Annotated in this window: 15 protein-coding genes; 12 read left to right on the top strand and 3 right to left on the bottom strand. The window is 67.2% G+C overall.

Going from position 1 to position 18,190, the window contains the following annotated elements:
• Positions 1–3: 3 nt before the first annotated feature.
• Positions 4–759 (top strand): HesA/MoeB/ThiF family protein, encoded by a 756-nt coding sequence (locus LV475_RS00075; protein WP_250105523.1) that lies wholly within the window; start codon positions 4–6, stop codon positions 757–759.
• A 14-nt stretch (positions 760–773) separates the two neighbouring features.
• On the opposite strand, the gene LV475_RS00070 is transcribed toward LV475_RS00075, so the two are convergent.
• Positions 774–1,802: a quinone-dependent dihydroorotate dehydrogenase gene (locus tag LV475_RS00070; protein WP_250105522.1), complete on the bottom strand. Its 1,029-nt coding sequence runs from the start codon at positions 1,800–1,802 to the stop codon at positions 774–776.
• A 166-nt stretch (positions 1,803–1,968) separates the two neighbouring features.
• On the opposite strand from LV475_RS00070, the gene LV475_RS00065 reads away from it, so the two are divergent.
• The 10 genes from LV475_RS00065 to LV475_RS00020 all read left to right on the top strand — a co-directional run bounded on the left by LV475_RS00065 (position 1,969) and on the right by LV475_RS00020 (position 13,636).
• The gene (locus tag LV475_RS00065) at positions 1,969–3,534 is read left to right on the top strand and encodes an ArnT family glycosyltransferase (protein ID WP_250105521.1); all 1,566 of its coding nucleotides are present in this window, start codon (positions 1,969–1,971) and stop codon (positions 3,532–3,534) included.
• Between the two features lie 167 nt (positions 3,535–3,701).
• Complete coding sequence (locus LV475_RS00060) at positions 3,702–4,196, top strand: DsrE family protein (protein ID WP_250105520.1); 495 nt, start codon at positions 3,702–3,704, stop codon at positions 4,194–4,196.
• A 60-nt stretch (positions 4,197–4,256) separates the two neighbouring features.
• The gene (pyrC, locus tag LV475_RS00055) at positions 4,257–5,300 is read left to right on the top strand and encodes a dihydroorotase (protein WP_250105519.1); all 1,044 of its coding nucleotides are present in this window, start codon (positions 4,257–4,259) and stop codon (positions 5,298–5,300) included.
• Positions 5,293–6,432, top strand: coding sequence for a tRNA pseudouridine(13) synthase TruD (gene truD / locus LV475_RS00050; RefSeq protein ID WP_136866868.1), 1,140 nt, complete (start codon positions 5,293–5,295; stop codon positions 6,430–6,432). The genes pyrC and truD overlap by 8 nt, the downstream gene beginning before the upstream one ends.
• An 85-nt stretch (positions 6,433–6,517) precedes the next feature.
• Complete coding sequence (locus tag LV475_RS00045; protein ID WP_136866867.1) at positions 6,518–7,006, top strand: TspO/MBR family protein; 489 nt, start codon at positions 6,518–6,520, stop codon at positions 7,004–7,006.
• A 99-nt stretch (positions 7,007–7,105) separates the two neighbouring features.
• Entirely contained in the window at positions 7,106–7,669 is a 564-nt protein-coding gene (gene yjgA / locus LV475_RS00040; RefSeq protein WP_250105518.1) for a ribosome biogenesis factor YjgA, read from the top strand.
• Entirely contained in the window at positions 7,666–9,015 is a 1,350-nt protein-coding gene (locus LV475_RS00035; RefSeq protein ID WP_156574069.1) for a UDP-glucose dehydrogenase family protein, read from the top strand. Before yjgA ends, LV475_RS00035 begins: the two co-directional genes overlap by 4 nt.
• A 98-nt stretch (positions 9,016–9,113) precedes the next feature.
• On the top strand, positions 9,114–9,764 hold the full coding sequence (locus LV475_RS00030; protein ID WP_156574067.1) for a rhodanese-like domain-containing protein: 651 nt from the start codon (positions 9,114–9,116) through the stop codon (positions 9,762–9,764).
• A 199-nt stretch (positions 9,765–9,963) separates the two neighbouring features.
• Positions 9,964–10,926, top strand: coding sequence for an ABC transporter substrate-binding protein (locus tag LV475_RS00025; protein WP_250105517.1), 963 nt, complete (start codon positions 9,964–9,966; stop codon positions 10,924–10,926).
• Complete coding sequence (locus LV475_RS00020) at positions 10,916–13,636, top strand: PAS domain S-box protein (protein ID WP_250105516.1); 2,721 nt, start codon at positions 10,916–10,918, stop codon at positions 13,634–13,636. The genes LV475_RS00025 and LV475_RS00020 overlap by 11 nt, the downstream gene beginning before the upstream one ends.
• On the opposite strand, the gene LV475_RS00015 is transcribed toward LV475_RS00020, so the two are convergent.
• Positions 13,617–13,937 (bottom strand): DMT family transporter, encoded by a 321-nt coding sequence (locus tag LV475_RS00015; protein ID WP_250105515.1) that lies wholly within the window; start codon positions 13,935–13,937, stop codon positions 13,617–13,619. The two genes, LV475_RS00020 and LV475_RS00015, sit on opposite strands and share 20 nt — an antisense overlap.
• A gap of 45 nt (positions 13,938–13,982) precedes the next feature.
• Entirely contained in the window at positions 13,983–15,740 is a 1,758-nt protein-coding gene (locus tag LV475_RS00010; protein ID WP_250105514.1) for a BCCT family transporter, read from the bottom strand.
• An 876-nt stretch (positions 15,741–16,616) separates the two neighbouring features.
• On the opposite strand from LV475_RS00010, the gene ccoN reads away from it, so the two are divergent.
• Entirely contained in the window at positions 16,617–18,077 is a 1,461-nt protein-coding gene (ccoN, locus tag LV475_RS00005; RefSeq protein WP_136866859.1) for a cytochrome-c oxidase, cbb3-type subunit I, read from the top strand.
• Positions 18,078–18,190 lie beyond the last annotated feature (113 nt).

Raw genomic sequence — 18,190 nt, 5'->3', positions numbered from 1 at the left:
GCAATGAAAGACGACCAATTGCTGCGCTACGGGCGCCACATCATGCTCGATGGACTGGATTACGAGGGGCAGGAGCGCCTGCTCGATGCCCGCGTGCTGATCGTCGGGCTGGGCGGGCTCGGCTCGCCCGTCTCGATGTACCTGGCTGCAAGCGGGGTGGGCGAGCTTCACCTGGCCGACTTCGACCGGGTCGATCTCTCCAACCTCCAGCGTCAGATCGTGCATGACCAGGCGCGTGTCGGACAGAGCAAGGTGGCCTCCGCCGCCGCCCGTCTGGCCGAGATCAACCCCGAGGTGCGGCTGGTCCCGGTCGAGGAGAAGCTGGCGGGCGACCGCCTGGCCGAGGCGGTGGAGCGGGTCGACCTGGTGGTCGATTGCTCGGACAACTTCGATCTGCGTTTCGCGCTCAACGCGGCATGTGCCGAGCGGCGCGTGCCGCTCGTTTCCGGGGCGGCGATCCAGTGGGCCGGCCAGGTGACCGTGTTCGATCACCGCGATCCGGACGCCCCCTGTTATCGCTGCCTGTACCGCGAGGAGGGTGAGGACGAGTTGCGCTGCGCCGAGACCGGCGTGCTCTCGCCGCTGGTGGGCATGATCGGCAGCCTGCAGGCCGCCGAGGCAATCAAGGTGCTTGCCGGGGCCGGCCGGCCGCTGGTCGGCCGACTGGCGCTGTTCGATCTCAAGGATGCCGAGTGGCGCACCGTCAAGTATCGCCAGGACCCGGGCTGCCCGGTCTGTGCCGTACGTCGCGGCGGTTGAGCCAGGCGTAGTCCTTAGTCGTCGGACTCGGCCAGGGCGCGGGCCACGTCGCGCACCAGCTGCGGGCCGCGGTAGATGAGTCCCGTGTAGACCTGCACCAGGTCGGCGCCGGCGCGGATCTTCTCCAGTGCCATGTCTCCCGAATCGATACCGCCCACCCCGATGATCGGGAAATCGTCCGGCAAGCGCTCGCGCAGGGCGGCGATCACCTCGGTCGAGCGCTCCCGTACCGGGCGGCCGGAGAGCCCGCCGGCTTCGTCGGCCTGCGGCAGGCCCGAGACCAGCGGTCGCCCGATGGTCGTATTGGTGGCGATCACCGCATCGATGCCGTGGGCGACCAGCGCGTCGACCAGTGCCGGGAACTCCTCGTCCTCGATGTCCGGGGCGATCTTGATCGCAAGCGGCACGTGTCGCCCGCTCTCGTCGCGCAGGCGCTCGCGTTCCTCGGCCAGTCCGGCCAGCAGCGCGGTGAAGGCCTCGCCGCCCTGGAGGTTGCGCAGGTTGGCAGTGTTGGGCGAGGAGATGTTGATGGTGACGTAATCGGCTTGGTCATACACGGCGGCCAGCCCCGTGCGGTAATCGTCGAGTGCCCCCTCGATGGGGGTGTCGAAGTTCTTGCCCAGGTTGATGCCCAGCGGCACGCTGCGCGGCGCGGCGGCGATGTTCGCCAGCGCCGACTCGATGCCGTCGTTGTTGAAGCCCATCCGGTTGATCAGGGCCTCGGCGTCGGTGAGTCGGAACAGGCGCGGCGCGGGATTGCCCGGCTGGGCGCGCGGGGTCAGCGTGCCCACCTCGAGAAAGCCGAAGCCCAGGCAGGATAGGCCGGCGATGTGCGCGGCGTTCTTGTCCAGGCCGGCGGCCAGTCCGACCCGGTTGGGGAAGTCCAGGCCCATGACCGTGGTGGGGTCCGCCGGGACCCCGCGACGCTGCATGCCGCACCACGGCGTGCGGGCCGCGAGATCGAGCAGGGTCAGCGTGACGCGGTGGGCCGTTTCCGGATCGAGGCGGAACAGCAGGGGGCGGAGGAGGGGATACAGGTCCATGGAACTCGTTTCTGCAGGCTGGATGCGGCGGGTCGATGACCGGAAGCGCCCATTGTAACGAGATTTGCCGGCCAGCGGCGGAACCCCGCGCGGCGATTGATATACTCCCGCGCCAGTGCCCACCGGGTCACCTGCCGGCCACCCGCTCGTGATGAGACCGACCACCATGCTCGATTCCCGCCGCTTTCACCTGATCGTCCTGGCCGTGGCCGTCGCGATCGGCTACGTCTGGGGCATTGCCAGCCTGCCCCTGTTCGACCTCGACGAGGGGGCGTTCACCGGCGCGACCTGGGCGATGTTCGAGCGTGGCGACTTCCTCACGCCGTACCTCAACGAGGAGCCGCGCTTTGCCAAGCCGGTGCTGATCTACTGGTTGCAGGCCGCCTCGGTCGGGGTGTTCGGGTTCACCGAGTGGGCCTTCCGCCTGCCGTCGGTGCTCGCCTCGGCGGCGTGGGTAGGGCTGATCTATGCCTTTGCCGACCGGTATCTGGGTGGCCGCTCGGCCTTCTTCGCCGGGTTGATCGCGGCCACCTCGCTGATGACCACCGTGGTCGGCAAGGCGGCGATTTCCGATGCCGTGCTGCTGTTCTTTCTCACCGCCGCGGTGTTCGCCACCTTCAATCACTGGGTGAGCGGCGAACGGCGCTGGGTGCGCTGGGCCTACCTGGCGATGGGACTGGGGTTTCTCACCAAGGGGCCGGTGGCGGTGGTCATTCCGGCGCTGGCGAGCTTCGCGTTCTACCTGGTCACGGCGCGCGGGCGCGACTGGTGGCGGGCGGTGCTCGACTGGCAGGGCATACTGATCTTTCTCGCCGTGGCGCTGCCGTGGTACATCGCCGTCTGGATCGAACACGGCCAGTACTTCATCGACGAGTTCTTCCTCAAGAACAACGTCAGTCGGTTCGACGAGCCGATGGAAGGCCATTCCGGTGGTCTGTGGTACTACCCGGTGGTCACCCTGGTCGCCCTGTTGCCATTCACCGGGGCGGTGCTCACCGCGTTGCGCTACCTGCCCAGTGACTGGCGGGCGGCCTACGGCAAGCCGGCCTCGTTGCCGCTGGCGCTGCGCCGCTTCGGCTGGATCTGGTTCGGCCTGACGCTGCTGCTGTTCTCGTTTTCCGGCACCAAGCTGCCGCATTACCTCAACTACGGCCTGGTCGGCCTGATGCTGGTGATGGCCTCGCACCTGCCGCACATCCGGCACCGGTGGCTGCACCTGGTGCCCCCGGCGCTGTTCCTGTTGTTCGTCCTGCTGTTGCCCTGGCTGGTGGAAATCAACTTCGACCAGATCAAGCCGTCCTACGTGCAGGACATGCTCGCCGAGCGGGACCGGTTCTTCGGCGTGTCGTGGTATCTCATCGTCGGCGGCACCCTGGCCCTGGTCATTGCGGCCGGGCTGGCGCGCACGTGGTCGCTGCCCAAGGTGATGATCCCGGTGGCACTGTCCTGCGCGCTGGTGGTCAACGCGTTGGTGCTCAACGCCGTGGGCCAGATGCAGCAGGGGCCGGTGCGCGATGCGGGCCTGATGGCGCGTGATCTGCCGGGGCCGCTGGTGATGCGCGACATGAACATGCCGAGCTTCGGTGTCTACGCGCAGAAGGTGGTCGAGCGCCGCGAGGTCCGGGAGGGCGACCTCCTGCTAACCCGTAGCGAGCGGGCCGAGCGCACGCCGGGCGAGGTGCTCTACGCGAAGGGCGGCTACGTGCTGATGCGGGTTGGCTCCGGCGACTGAGCCCCGGCGGCTGGCCGGCTCGGGAAGGCCGTCCTTGAATCGTTAATGAGCTACCATGATTCCATGGCCGCCACGCTAGGCCATGGAAGCGTAATCGACGGATCGTTCTGACCCACGATGGCAGACCCCCGATAGATCGAGGGGCTGTGGATGAGAGAGGTAGAGGCATGCAGGATTTTCTCAAGAATCGACGCCGTTTCATGACCGCGATGGCGGGCGCCGGCGCCGCGTTTGGACTGGGCCGCGCACAGGCGCAGGACGGCGGTGGCGAGGAGGAGTTGTTCTTCCCGGGTGACGAGCCGGCGCACAAGGTGATCTACCAGCTCAACCACGGCGACGTGGAGTACCAGACCCACGTGCTCAACTCGATGAACGCCATGATCGGCAAGTACGGCGGCAACGTGAAGATCGCCGTGGCCTGCTTCGCCAAGGGTATCCACATCCTGGCCAAGGAGCCCATGCGCGAAGTCGACGAGGAGATCTATGCCCGCGTCGAGGGGTTCGCCAAGAACTACGACGTCGAGTGGATCGCCTGCGGCAACACCATGGATACCGTGGGTTACAGCGCGGACGACATCCGGGAGTTCGCCCGTATCGAGCAGGTCGGTGCCGCGGCCCTGATGGAATACCAGGAAGACGGCTACGCGTACATCGCCTGGTGAGGATTTATCAATCCACGCGAACAACCCATTTAAACCCATTGATCCCATTAAGGATTGTCTGTGGATGAACTGATTATTCGCCAGCCGGACGACTGGCACCTGCACCTGCGCGACGGGGCGATGCTCGACGCCGTCGCCGGCTACTCCGCGCGCCAGTGCGGCCGGGCGATCATCATGCCCAACCTGGTGCCGCCCGTGACCAGCGTGAGCGAGGCGCGGGCCTACCGCGACCGTATCCTCGCCGCGCTTGGCCCGGACAGCGGGTTCGAGCCGTTGATGACCCTGTACCTGACCGATCGCACCACGGCCGCCGACATCGAGCAGGCCGCGGCCGATCCGCACGTCCACGCGGTCAAGCTCTACCCGGCCGGGGCCACCACCAACTCCGAGAACGGGGTCACCGATCCGCTGGCGATCGAATCGGTGCTCGCGGCGTTGGAACGCACCGGCCTCCCGTTGTGCGTGCACGGCGAGGTGGTCGACCCGGCGGTCGACATCTTCGATCGCGAGGCGGTGTTCATCGAGCGCGTCCTCAAGCCCATGCTCGAACGCTACCCCAGCCTGCGCGTCGTGATGGAGCACATCACCACCGCCCAGGCCGTGGCCTTCGTGCGCTCCCAGGGCGAACGCCTCGGCGCGACCATCACCGCGCACCACCTGATGTTCAACCGCAACGCGATGCTCGCCGGCGGGATCCGCCCGCATTACTACTGCCTGCCGATCCTCAAGCGCGAGAAGCATCGCGAGGCGCTGCTCGAGGCGGCGGTCGATCCGTCCGGCAAGTTCTTCATGGGCACCGACAGCGCCCCGCACCCCAAGGGCGCCAAGGAGTCGGCCTGCGGCTGTGCCGGGGCCTTCACCGCGCCGGTGGCCGTCGAGCTCTACGCCCAGGTCTTCGACCGGCTGGGCGCGCTCGATCGGCTCGAGGCGTTCACCAGCCTCAACGGGCCACGGTTCTATGGCCTGCCGGTCAACGAGCGTCGCCTGCGCCTGGAACGCAAGGCCCAGACGGTCCCCGCACCGATCGATTGCGGCGGCGACGTGGTCGTGCCGTTCCTGAGCGGAGAGACGATCGACTGGACCGCGACGCTTGTCGATGAGTGAGGTCGACGGCGCCGGCCAGCCGGATGTGCAGCCGCCGCTGGACTGGCCGGGGGCGCCGGGCTCTGCGCGACCGCGGCTTGCGGGTTCACCCGCCTGGCAGGCCGGGCTCAAGCAGAGCCCGGAGTCCTTCCGCGTGGACGAGGAACTCGGCTTTGACCCCAGCGGGGCGGGCAACCACTGGCTGATGCGCCTGGAAAAGCGCGACATGGCCACCGGCGCGCTGGTCGACTGGATCGCCAAGGTGACCGGCACGCGGGCGCGCGACATCGGCTTTTCGGGGCTCAAGGATCGCCACGCGGTCACCACCCAGTGGCTGAGCGTTCCGCACGAATCCTTCGATCCGGCGGCCTTCGAACGGGCCTGCGCGGAGGCGGGCGTCGGCCTGCTGGCGCTCGATCGCCATGATCGAAAACTGCGCCGTGGCACCCACCGCGCCAATCGATTCCGCTTGCGCCTGCACGACGTCGCGCCCGTCCACGAGAGCGAGGCGCCCGACCTGGCGGGGTACCTGGCCGAACGGGCCCCGGGTCTCGCCTCGCGCGGCATGGCCAACTACTTCGGCGAACAGCGCTACGGGCGGTATTTCGGCAACCTGCGCGGCCTGGTCGAGTGGGGCCAGGGCATCCGGACGGGGCGCCCCAAGCGCCAGGCGCGCAACTGGTTGCTGTCCACGCTGCGCTCGGCGATCTTCGACCGCGTGCTGGCCGACCGGGTTGCCAGCGGTGGCATCGACCGGGTCGAGCCCGGTGACCTGCTGCAACTGGCCGGTTCGCGCAGCCGTTTCCTCGCCGAGGCCGACGAGCTCGACGTGCTCGAGGCGCGGCTGGCGCAGGGCGACGTCATGCCCACCGGCCCGTTGTGGGGCGAGGGTGCCTCCCCGGCGGGTGATGGGGTGGCGGCCCGCGAGAATGCCCTGGCCACCGAGATGCTGGCCCGGTTCGGCGAGGCGACCTGGCGGCAATGGCTGAGCGATTGGCGGGTGGAGGCCGACCGTCGTCCACTGGCCGTACGCGTAACCGACCTCGAGTACGGGGTCGAGGACGGCGCGGTCGAACTCGCGTTTTCCCTGCCGCCGGGCAGCTACGCCACCGAACTGGTCGCCGAGCTTTTCACCGTGACGTCGTCCGATTGAGTCCACGTGGTTCGCGGTCGCTTCGCGGCACGGGGCGGTCGTGACGACTAGGCTCATGCCAACGAATCGCTGAGGGGAGACTCCCATGCTCGAATCCATCGCGGTCCTGATGGGATCGATCGTCCTGGTCGCGCTCACCGCCCTGACCGGCGGTATCTTCCGCCCCGATGGCTGGTACCGCGAACTGGCCAAGCCGTCGTGGACGCCGCCGGACAAGGTCTTTCCCATCGCCTGGGCGGTGCTCTATCTCCTGATGGCGGTGGCTGCCTGGCGGGTATTCATGGCCGACGAGTCGACCGCCCGCAGGGCCGGCCTGATCCTCTACCTCGTCCAACTGCTGTTCAACGCCGCCTGGTCCTGGCTGTTCTTCGGTCGCCGGCGCATCGTGGCCGGGCTCGTCGACATCCTGGTGCTGTGGTTGGTGCTGAGCCTCACCATCGGGCTGTTCGCCCAGGTCAGCGCGCTTGCCGCCTGGCTGCTGGTGCCCTACTGGTTCTGGGTCGCCTTCGCCGCGTTGCTCAACGCGCGCATCTGGAAGCTCAACCCGTTCGAGTCATCGCCCCGTAACGTCTGACCGCCAGGCTGCGGGTCGGAGTAACGGACCGGCGGGCGCCGACACCGGCTCGGAATTGGGTAGAATCCCGCCTTTGACGTCCATCGCCGGGAGCGACCCATGTCCGAGCACCACCTGCCGCCCGATTCGATCGGCGAGCACGACGAGGAATACCTCGGCCCGAGCAAGTCCCAGGTCAAGCGCGAGGCGCACGCCGCCCAGGCGCTGGGCGTGGGGCTGGCCGAGCTGGACAGCGAGGCGCTCGACCGCCTGCCGATCACCGATCGCCTGCGCGACGCGGTCGACCAGCTCAAGGCGACTCGCTCGCGGGGCGCGGCCAAGCGCCAGCGCCAGTACATCGGCCGCCTGATGCGCGAGGAGGACGTCGAGGCCATCGAAACGGCCCTGCGTCGGCTCGACCCCAACTCGCCGGAAAACCAGCGCCGGCAGATGCAGGCCGAGGCCTGGCGTGACGCGCTGATCGAGGACCACGAGGCGATTACCCGCTTTATAGACAGCTACCCGGCCGTCGACGTCCAGCACCTGCGTCAGCTGCAGCGCTCGGCCCGGACCGAGGCCGCGCGCGAGGAATACGGCAAGGCCAGCCGCGCCCTGTTTCTCGAGGTGCGCGACGTGATCGAGGCGGCCGGGGACATGAACGACGAAGGAACCAATCCAGCATGAAGGTCACGATTTTCGGCACCGGCTACGTCGGTCTGGTCACGGGGGCCTGTCTCGCCGAGGTGGGCCACGAGGTCACCTGCGTGGACGTCGACCCGGGCAAGATCGCGCGCCTGAACGACGGCATCATCCCCATCTACGAGCCGGGTCTCGAGCCGATCGTGCGCGAGAACCACGAGCAGGGCCGGCTGCACTTCACCACCGATGCCGCCGCGGGTGTCGCCTTTGGCGAGCTGCAGTTCATCGCGGTGGGCACGCCGCCGGACGAGGACGGCTCGGCGGATCTCCAGTACGTGCGCGCCGTGGCCGCGACCATCGCCGAGCACATGGAGGCGCCCAAGATCATCATCGACAAGTCGACCGTGCCGGTGGGCACGGGCGACCAGGTGCGCGAGGTGGTCGCCGAGACGCTCGCCCGGCGTGGCGTGGATCTGGCCTTCGACGTCGTCTCCAACCCCGAATTCCTCAAGGAAGGGGCGGCGGTCAACGACTTCATGAAGCCCGATCGCATCATCGTCGGCACCTCTGATCCCCACAGCGAGGCGGTGATGCGCGAGCTCTACGCGCCGTTCAACCGCAACCACGACCGCGTGATCGTGATGGACCTGCGCTCGGCCGAGCTGACCAAGTACGCGGCCAACGCGATGCTGGCGACCAAGATCAGCTTCATGAACGAGCTGGCGAACCTCGCCGAACGCCTCGGGGCGGACATCGAACAGGTGCGTCTCGGCATCGGCTCCGACCCGCGCATCGGCTATCACTTCATCTATCCGGGTTGCGGTTACGGCGGCTCGTGCTTTCCCAAGGACGTGCAGGCGCTCTCGCGCATCGCCCATTCGGTCGACCACGAACCGTTGCTGCTGGATGCCGTCGAGGCGGTCAACCGTCGCCAGAAGCACCGCCCGTTCGAGATGCTGGTCGCGCACTACGGCCGCGTCGAGGCACTGGCCGGCAAGACCTTTGCCCTGTGGGGGCTCGCCTTCAAGCCCAACACCGACGACATGCGCGAGGCCCCGTCGCGCACCTTGATGGAATCGCTCTGGGCGGCCGGGGCGAAGGTGCAGGCCTTCGACCCCGAGGCGATGGAGGAAACCCAGCGCATCTACGGCCACCGGGACGACCTCGCCCTGGTGGGCACGCGCGATGCCGCGCTCAAGGGCGCGGATGCCCTGGTGATCTGCACCGAGTGGAAGGCCTTCCGCGCGCCGGACTTCGCCTTGATGCGCGAATCGCTCACCGCGCCGGTGATTGTCGACGGGCGCAATCTCTACGACCCCGACCGCCTCAAGGCCGAGGGCTGGCACTACTACGGCATCGGTCGGGGCGAGACGGTCCAGCGCCTCGCTTGAGCCGCGTTGATCCGCGGGCGTCCCATTCACCCGCCTGCAAGTCGCGATTCTCCCGCCTAGACTCCCTGGTAGATCTCACGAGAAAGGGGAGGCAAGCCATGAAACAGCCAGCCTGGTTGATCGGCGCGACACTGCTCGCCGCCGCCGGCGTGGTGGGCGCCGAGGAAATGAAGGTCAAGGTCACCCCTGACCTCGAATCGGTCACCGTGATGCACGAGGGCGAAGAGGTCGTGATCAAGCGCGACCAGGACCCGGACGGTCGCATTGCCGAGGACTACACCCAGACCAGTCGCGAATGCCCGCCGTTCTGCGTCCAGCCCATGCAGCTGCTGCCGGGCGTGCACACCATTGGCGAGATCGAGCTCCTGGAGATGCTCGCCGACCGCGCGATGGGCGAGGACGAGTTCCTGCTGATCGATTCGCGCACCCCGGACTGGTTCACCAAGGGCACCATCCCGAGTGCGCAGAACATCCCGTGGACGCAGCTGCATCCCGAATCATCGACCTTCGATCCGTTCGTCGCCGAGACGCTGCTGATCGACGAGTTCGACGTCAAGAAGACCGGCGGCCTGTTCGACTTCCGGGAGGCCAAGAAGCTGGTGCTGTTCTGCAACGGTCCCTGGTGCGGCCAGTCGCCGACCAATATCCGGGCCCTGGTCGGCATGGGCTACCCGGCCGACAAGATCTACTGGTACCGGGGCGGCATGCAGCTCTGGCACACCCTGGGGTTGACTACCGTCAAGCCCTGACCGGACCAGGCAACGCGAGTCCAAAGCCCACGTCACTGGCGTGGGCTTTTTGCGTGGGCGCAACAGCCCGTTGTGGCGGGGCGGGAATGCGTAGTCGACTACTGGTTGCCCGGAAATCGTCGGTTGATATAGTGGATTCGCCCGGGCGTATGCCCTTCACTATCCGGCCAATCGGAGGCCGCTTAGGACCACGCCACGCATGGATCGTCGACGTTTTCTCGCCCTGACCCCGCTTGCCCTTGGCGTCTCGGGAATGCTCCCGTTTCTCGGCGGGTGTCGGCAGGACGATCCCTTGCGCGTCTCCTACCACCCCTGGATCGGCTACGAGACCCTGTATTTGGCCGAACGCTTCGGCTGGTTGCCCGAGGCGGCCACGCTCACCCGCCGCCAGTCGGCCTCCGAGTCGCTTGCCGCCCTGCAGAAACACGAGGCCGATGCCGCCGCCCTGACCCTTGACGAGGTGATCCGCGCGCGCGTGCAGGGCATGGACCTGGTGGTGGTGATGGTGTTCAACGTCTCGGCCGGGGCGGATGCGCTGGTGGTCGACGAATCGATCAAGCGCCTGGAGCAGCTGGAAGGCAAACGCATCGGGGCCGAGGGGTCGGCGGTTGGCGCCATGCTGCTCGACCGGGTACTGGACAAGGCCGGTCTGAGCCGCGAGCAGGTTACGGTGGTGGACCTGCCGATCGACCGCCACGTGGCCGCCTGGGAGGTCGGCGACGTGGAGGCGCTGGTCAGCTACGAGCCCACGGTCGCCCGATTGCGTCGCCTCGGTGCCGTGCGCATGGCCGACAGCCGCGACTTCCCCGACACCATCTTCGACGTGCTCGCCGTGCGCCGCGATTGCATCCACCACGTCGAGCACACCCTGCTCGGCCTGATCGACGCGCATTTCCGGGCACTCGAACACCTGCGCTTCAACCGCCAGGACGCGCTCTACCGGATCGCCGACGTGGAGTCCGTCTCGCCCGGCGACGTCCGCCAGGCGTTGGGGGGTGTGCTGCTGCCGGATCGACTTGCCAACCAGCGCTATCTGAGTGCCGGTTCGCGCCTGACCGTGGCGGCGGCCGAACTCCAGCGCCGGATCGGCACGTCGGGCGGCTTGCAGGGCGACTGGTTCACGGATGCCTTCCTGCCGCGGAGGCACGCGCGTGCAATCTGATCGGACCAACGGGCATGCCAACCGCGGCGGGGTCGCCTCCCTCGCGGCGAGACTCCTGCGCGGGCTGACCCTGTGCGTGCTGGTGAGCACGCCGATGGTCACGCTGGCCGCGTCGGGCGAGCGACTGGTGCTGGGCATCTTCGCCGTTCGCCCGGTGCCCCTGATGGAGCTGCGCTTCGGGCCGCTGGTCGACTACCTCAATGCCTCGATCGAGTCGGCCGAGTTCGAGATGCGCGTGCTCGATCTCGACCACCTGGACCGGGCCATTCAGCGCAACGAGATCGACCTGCTGCTGACCACGCCCACCCACTACGAGCTGGTGCGCAGCGAGAACGCGCTGTCCGGCGTCCTGGGCACCCTGGTCACCCAGCACCGGGGCCGCAGCACCCGCAGCCTGGGCGGGGTGATCATCGCGCGGCGCGATTCGGCCGAGATCGACGAGCTGGCCGACCTGGCCGGGCGCGTGATCGCCGCCCCCGGGGAGCGGTTTCTCGGCGGCTACCAGGCACCGCTGTTCGAGGCGTTCGAGGCCGGAATCGACTTGCGCGAATCGGCGATGTTCGATTTCCTCGGCAGTCACGACGCGGTGGTGCGTGCCGTGCTCGACGGCCAGGCCGAGGCGGGCTTCATCCGTACCGGCGTGCTGCAGGACCTGATCGATCGCGGCCACATCGATCCGCGGGTGCTCAAGGTGATCAACCGTCAGCACCTGGGCGACTATCCGTACCTGGTCTCGACCCGGCTCTACCCCGAGTGGCCGCTGGTGACGATGCCCCACGTCGGACTGGCGCTGGAACGCCAGATTGCCGCGGCGCTGTTCAGCCTCAACGTCGACGATCCGGCCGCCCAGACGGCCGGCATTGCCGGCTTTGGCCCGCCGGCCGACTACCTGCCGGTCGAGCGCGTCACGCGCGAGCTGGGTCTGCCGCCGTTCGAGCGCGCCAACGACATCACCTGGGCCGATATCTGGGCACAGCACCGCAACGAGCTGCTGATCCTGGCGCTGGCGATGGTGCTGGTCGGGTTGCTGACCGTGGCGCTGGTGTTCCGCCAGATCGCCCTGCGTCGCAGCGAGGAGCGTTTCCGGCGCTTTTTCGAGGACAACGCCTCGGTACTTTTGCTGATCGATTTCGAGAGCGGCGAGATCCTGGATGCCAACCAGGCCGCGGCCGGATTCTACGGCTGGCCGCGCGAGGAACTGGTCGGTCATCCGATCGACCGGCTCTGGGCGCACCGCTGCCGGCAGTTCGAGGAGGTCTGCCGGGGCGGGATCACCGGCGGTCACTGCCATCTGCATACCCACCGGCTGCGCTCGGGCGAGGAGCGTCGCGTCGAGGTGCACGTCACCCCGCTGACCGATCACCGCCACCGCGGCCGGATGTTCGTGATCGTCCACGACATCACCGAGCGCGAACGGGCCGAGCAGGCGCTCGAGCGCGAACGCGAACGCCTGGGCAACGTGATCGAGGCCACCAACGTCGGCACCTGGGAATGGAACATCCAGACCGGCGAGACGGTATTCAACGCGCGCTGGGCCGAGATGCTCGGGTATCGACTCCCGGATCTCGAGCCCACCACCATCGAAACCTGGAAGGGCCTGGTCCACCCGGACGACCTGGAGCGGGCCGACGCGGCCCTGCAGGCCTGTTTCCGGCGCGAGCGGGACGAGTTCGAGGCCGAGGTCCGCATGCAGCACCGGGACGGTGACTGGGTCTGGGTGCTCACGCGCGGCCGGGTGCTGGAATGGACCGAGGCGGACGAGCCGCGGCGCATGTGGGGCACGCACCAGGACATCACCGCCCGCAAGCAGATGGAGCAGGACCTGCAACTGGCCGCCTCGGTGTTCGTGCACGCCCGCGAGGCCATCCTGATCACCGATCTGGACGCGCGCATCATCGACGTCAACGCCGCGTTCACCGAGATGACCGGCTGGCGCCGCGACGAGGTGATCGGCCACACGCCGAAGTTCCTGCAGTCCGGCACCCACGATCGCGAGTTCTATCGCCACATGCGCGAGCGCCTGCGCACCGCCGGCTACTGGAGCGGCGAGCTGTGGAACCGGCACAAGAGTGGCGAGCTGTTCGCCGAGCGGCTGACCATCAGCCTGGTGCACGACGCCGAGGGCCGACCGCGCAACTACATCGCGCTGGCCTCGGACATCACCGACATCAAGAACTACCAGCGCGAGCTCGAGCACCGGGCCAACCACGATGCCCTGACCGGCCTGCCCAACCGCGTGCTGATGGCCGATCGCCTCCGGCAGGCCATGGCGGCGGCACGCCGCAATCACGGCACCCTGGCGCTGGCCTTCCTCGATCTCGACGGATTCAAGGCGGTCAACGACGAGCACGGCCACGACATGGGCGACAAGCTCCTGATCGACGTGGCCAAGGACCTCGGTGCCCAGCTGCGCGAGACCGACACCCTGTCGCGCATCAGCGGCGACGAGTTCGTCATCATCCTGAGCGGCCTCGACCAGGAGGCGGATGCCGAGCCGATCATCAACCGGCTGGTCCAGACGGCGGCCCGCGAGCGTCGGATCGAGGGGGCGACGCTGCAGGTCACGGCGAGCATCGGCTATACCTTCTACCCGCAGGAAGGCGTTCTCGACGACGAGATCCTGCTCAAGCAGGCCGACGAGGCCATGTATCAGGCCAAGGCCGGCGGGCGCAACCGGGCCTATCGCTACGCTAGTTTGCCGAAAGGCTGATTAATACGACGCCAGCCACGATCAACCCCATGCCCAGCAAGGTGGGTAGGTCGGGTACTTCCCGGTAGACAACTGCCGCCACCAGGGCGACGAGAGCGATTCCCACCCCGGCCCAGATGGCGTAGGCCGCCCCGACCGGAATGCTCCGCAGGGCGAGCGCGAGGCAAAAGAACGCACCACCGTAGCCCGCGATTGCCAGTGCGCTCGGTCCTAGCCGAGTAAAGCCATCCGTTGCCTTGAGCGCGTTGGTGGCCACGACCTCGAGAATGATGGCGATGGCCAAATAGGCGTAGGGAGTCATGTCGTCGTCCTACTCGTCGACTCGCTGGTCGGAGAGCATGCCTGCCTAATGGGTCGAATCCGAATTCCTCGAACCCCCGGGGGTGGGCTCGGTGTTCGGTTTGGGTGTGTCTCCAGGCATCTCCGAGTGGTCGCCCAGCCCCACGCGCGGGGGTTCCTCCGGGCCGAGGACCGTGTCCGGGGCGGAGGGGTGCACCTCCTCGGCGGCGGCGCGTTCGGCCTCCCGCTCGGACTCGCGCAGCAAGAGATTCTCGACCCGCTGGCGAATCAGGCGCTCCTTCTCCTCGCGCTGCCAGAACTCCTGGGTGAGATCCCGGTGCAGGGCGAAGGCCATCAGCACCATCAGGAGCATGAAGGGGAAGGCGGCGATGATCGACACCGTGCGCAGCCCCTCGAGTCCGCCGGAGAGCAGCAGCACGATCGCCATCGACAGCTGCAGCAGGCCCCAGAGCACGCGCACGAAGCGCGTCGGGTTGAGCACGCCCTTGGAAGTGAACATGCCCAGCACGAAGGTGGCCGAATCCGCCGAGGTGATCACGAACACGCAGACCAGCGCGATCGCCGCCAGGCCCGCGTAGGTGCCCCAGGGCATCTGCTCGAGGGTGGTGTAGAGCCCGGCGGGCACCTCGCGGGCCACCGCGTCGGCAATCCCCGCCGCCTCGTAGAGCTCCAGATGGATCGCGCTGCCGCCGAAGGCGGCGAACCACAGCATGCTCAGGCCCACCGGCACGATCATCACGCCCAGCACGAACTCGCGGATGGTCCGCCCGCGCGAGATCCGTGCGATGAACGAGCCCACGAACGGCGCCCACGACAGCCCCCAGGCCCAGTAGAACATCGTCCACTGCTCGACCCAGTGCTCGCTGGAGTAGGGCGTGGTCACCAGGCTCATCTGCACGATATTGCCCAGGTACTCGCCCATCGTCTGGGTGAACTCCTGGAAGATGAACGCCGTCGGCCCGAACAGGATCACGTACAGGAACAGCCCGATCGCGATGATCATGTTGAGGTTCGACAGGTAGCGGATACCGGCCTTGAGCGGTGTCATCGCCGAGATGGTGAACAGCACGCCCAGGCCCGCGATGATCATCATCTGCGTCGAGGTGCCGTACTCGATGCCCTCGAAGCGCGCCACCCCGCTGTTGATCTGCAAGGCACCCAGGCCCAGCGTGGTGGCGACCCCGAAGATGGTCGAGACCACCGCGAGGGTGTCGATCGCCACGCCCCAGCCGCCGTCGACGCGGTTGCCCAGCATCGGCCGGAAGGTCTCGCTGATCAGGCCGCGCGCGTTGTGACGAAAGCGGATGTAGGCGATCGCCAGCCCCACCAGCGCGAAGTTCGCCCACTGGTGCAGCCCCCAGTGAAAGAAGGCGTAGCGCATGCCCGTCTGCGCCGCCTCGGCCGTGCGCGGCTCGTCGAGCCCCAGTGGCGGTTCGTTGAAGTGCATCATCGGCTCGGCCACGCCCCAGAACACCAGGCCGACGCCCATGCCGCCGGAGAAGATCATGGCCAGCCAGCTCTTGAAGCTGAATTCCGGCGGCTCCTCGTCCGGCCCCAGCCGGATGTTGCCGAACTTCGACAGGCCCAGGAACAGGATGAAGATCACGAACCCGCTGGTGGCCAGCAGGTACATCCAGCCCATCTTGTTGGCGGTGTAGTCCAGGACCTGGTTGGCGACCCGCTCGACGTCGTCGGGGAAGAGCGCGGCGACCGTGACGAAGCCGGCGATGATCAGCACCGAGAGATAGAAGACCGTGCCGACGTCGCCCAGCAGCCGGCCGTACAGGAGTTGGAACTTGTTCATCGAGTCTGTCCGTGACGGATCGTGGGTTCGCCGGGATCGGACCCTACCTTAGCGGATTCGGGCCGCCGGGGCAGGGCGGTGGCCCCGGAGCGGCGACGTGCCGTCCACGCCACCCACCACCGTAGGAGCGCCGTCAGGCGCGAAACCCACCGACGACCACCTGCCCGCAATCCACCCTTGCTTCTCATCCGAGCGGCGCCACCCGTACCCCGCTGTGGGAGCGAGCCCCGCTCGCGAAACGCGCCAACGGCGTGTGTCTCGCGCCGTAGGTTGGGCTTCAGCCCAACGTCGGCCGAATGGCCGACTTGCTGGGACGGGTCTACCCGATTGAGGTGTCGGGGTTGCGCGCTTTCTGGTGGAGGTGGAACGATTTCGGGCGTTTGTTTCGCTGGGCGGTTTCGATCGCACCGCGTTGCTAACGCCCGAGGTACTTTCTATTGCTTGTCCAATAGAAAGTACCCAAAGACAAGGACACCCCGGCGCCTTGGCCCTTCGGGCTTCCCTCGTCAGCGCTGCCTTGCTGTCGGGTCGGTTCAACACGACGTCCTGTCGTGCTGAACCTCGGCGCCACGTCCCTGTGGCGCCGACCCGGCAAGCCAGCGCTGACGAGGCAAGGCACAGGGGCCCGGGGATTGCCAGCCCTTGATTCCTGCTCAAAGACGTGCCCGACGTGCTTTCCTCAGAGCGAGACAGCCGCACAGCGGCTTTCGCGAGCAAGGCTCGCTCCCACACGCCCACCTGATCCCCTGTGAGGGATCGCCACGCGCGCCAGCGGCAACCGGGTGGTTTTCCGCCTGCATCCCGAAACCTGCATTTGACATACCTATATGGTATTGCTATCAATCAATAAGTCGTTGTTTGAACGGAGGGGTCACCATGGCGACAGTCACGAACGCCGCGCCGGCCGCCAGGGGCGGGGCGGAGGTTTACGAGTACGACCTGATCAAGTGGTTTACCGTCGCCTCGATCGTCTGGGGCGTGATCGGCATGCTGGTGGGGGTGTACATCGCCAGCGAACTGGCCTGGCCGGCACTTAACGCCGGCGTGCCCGAGATCACCTTCGGTCGCCTACGCCCGGTGCACACCAACCTGGTGATCTTCGGCTTCGGCGGCAACGCCCTGATCGCCACCTCGTTCTACGTAGTGCAACGCACCTGCCAGGCGCGCCTGTGGGGCAGTTCCTCCGTCCACCACACCCTGTTCTGGCTGTGGCAGCTGATCCTGGTCGTGGGCGTGGCCAGCCTGGTCGTCGGGCACAGCCAGTCGCGCGAATACGCGGAGTTCCCGCTGGCGATCGACGTGCTGATCCTGATCGCCTGGACCGCGTACTTCGCGATCTATTTCGGCACCATCCTGCGGCGCAGCCAGCCGCACATCTACGTCGCCAACTGGTTCTATCTCGCCTTCATCCTCGCCACGGCGATCCTGCACCTGTTCAACAACCTGCAGGTGCCGTACTCGCTGTGGGGGTCCTACTCGGTGTTCTCCGGCACGCAGGACGCGATGACGCAGTGGTGGTACGGGCACAACGTGGTGGGCTTCATCCTGACGGTCGGCTTTCTCGGCATGATGTACTACTTCGTGCCCAAGCAGGCCGGGCGGCCGGTCTACTCGTATCGACTGTCCATCGTGCACTTCTGGGCGCTGTCGTTCCTGTACATGTGGGTCGGTGCGCACCACCTGCACTGGACGGCGCTGCCCGACTGGGTCTCCACGCTCGCCGCCGCGTTCTCCATCCTCCTGCTGCTGCCGTCCTGGGGCGGGATGATCAACGGCATCATGACGCTCTCCGGGGCCTGGGAGAAGCTGCGTACCGACCCGATCATCCTGTTCCTGATCACCGCGCTGGCGTTCTACGGCATGTCCACCTTCGAGGGGCCGATGCTGTCGCTGAAATCGGTCAACGCGCTGTCTCACTACACCGACTGGACCATCGGCCACGTCCATTCCGGCGCGCTCGGCTGGGTGGCGATGATCACCATCGGCTCGTTCTACCACCTGGTACCGAGGCTCTGGGGCAAGCCGCTGCATTCCACGCGGCTCGTGTTCGTCCACTTCTGGCTCGCGACCATCGGGATCGTGCTCTACATCGTCGCGCTCTGGGTCGCCGGCGTGGGGCAGGGGCTGATGCTGCGGGCCTTCGACCAGTACGGCAACCTGGCCTATACCTTCGTCGAGACCGTCGCCTTCCTGCATATCCCGTACGTGGTGCGCGCGCTCGGTGGGGCGATCTTCCTCGTTGGGTTCGTGCTGATGGCGTACAACTTCTATCGGACGATCTTTGCCGACCAGCGCCTTACCGAGAAGGAGCGGGGTGTCGAGGTGGCGACGGCCTGATTCCGCGTCTCGGTTTTCGTTGACGCTGAGGAACGATGCCCACCGATTGGTGGGCATTCTTAATGGAATGGCCTGCTCCCACCCTATTACGCTGTTTGGAGGAACAACCGAAC

Origin of the sequence: Guyparkeria hydrothermalis (assembly GCF_023555375.1) — a bacterium.
Taxonomy (GTDB): Bacteria; Pseudomonadota; Gammaproteobacteria; order Halothiobacillales; family Halothiobacillaceae; genus Guyparkeria; species Guyparkeria hydrothermalis.
The sequence above is the reverse complement of the archived record's forward strand: the minus strand, read 5'-3'. Positions and strand labels throughout refer to the sequence as shown.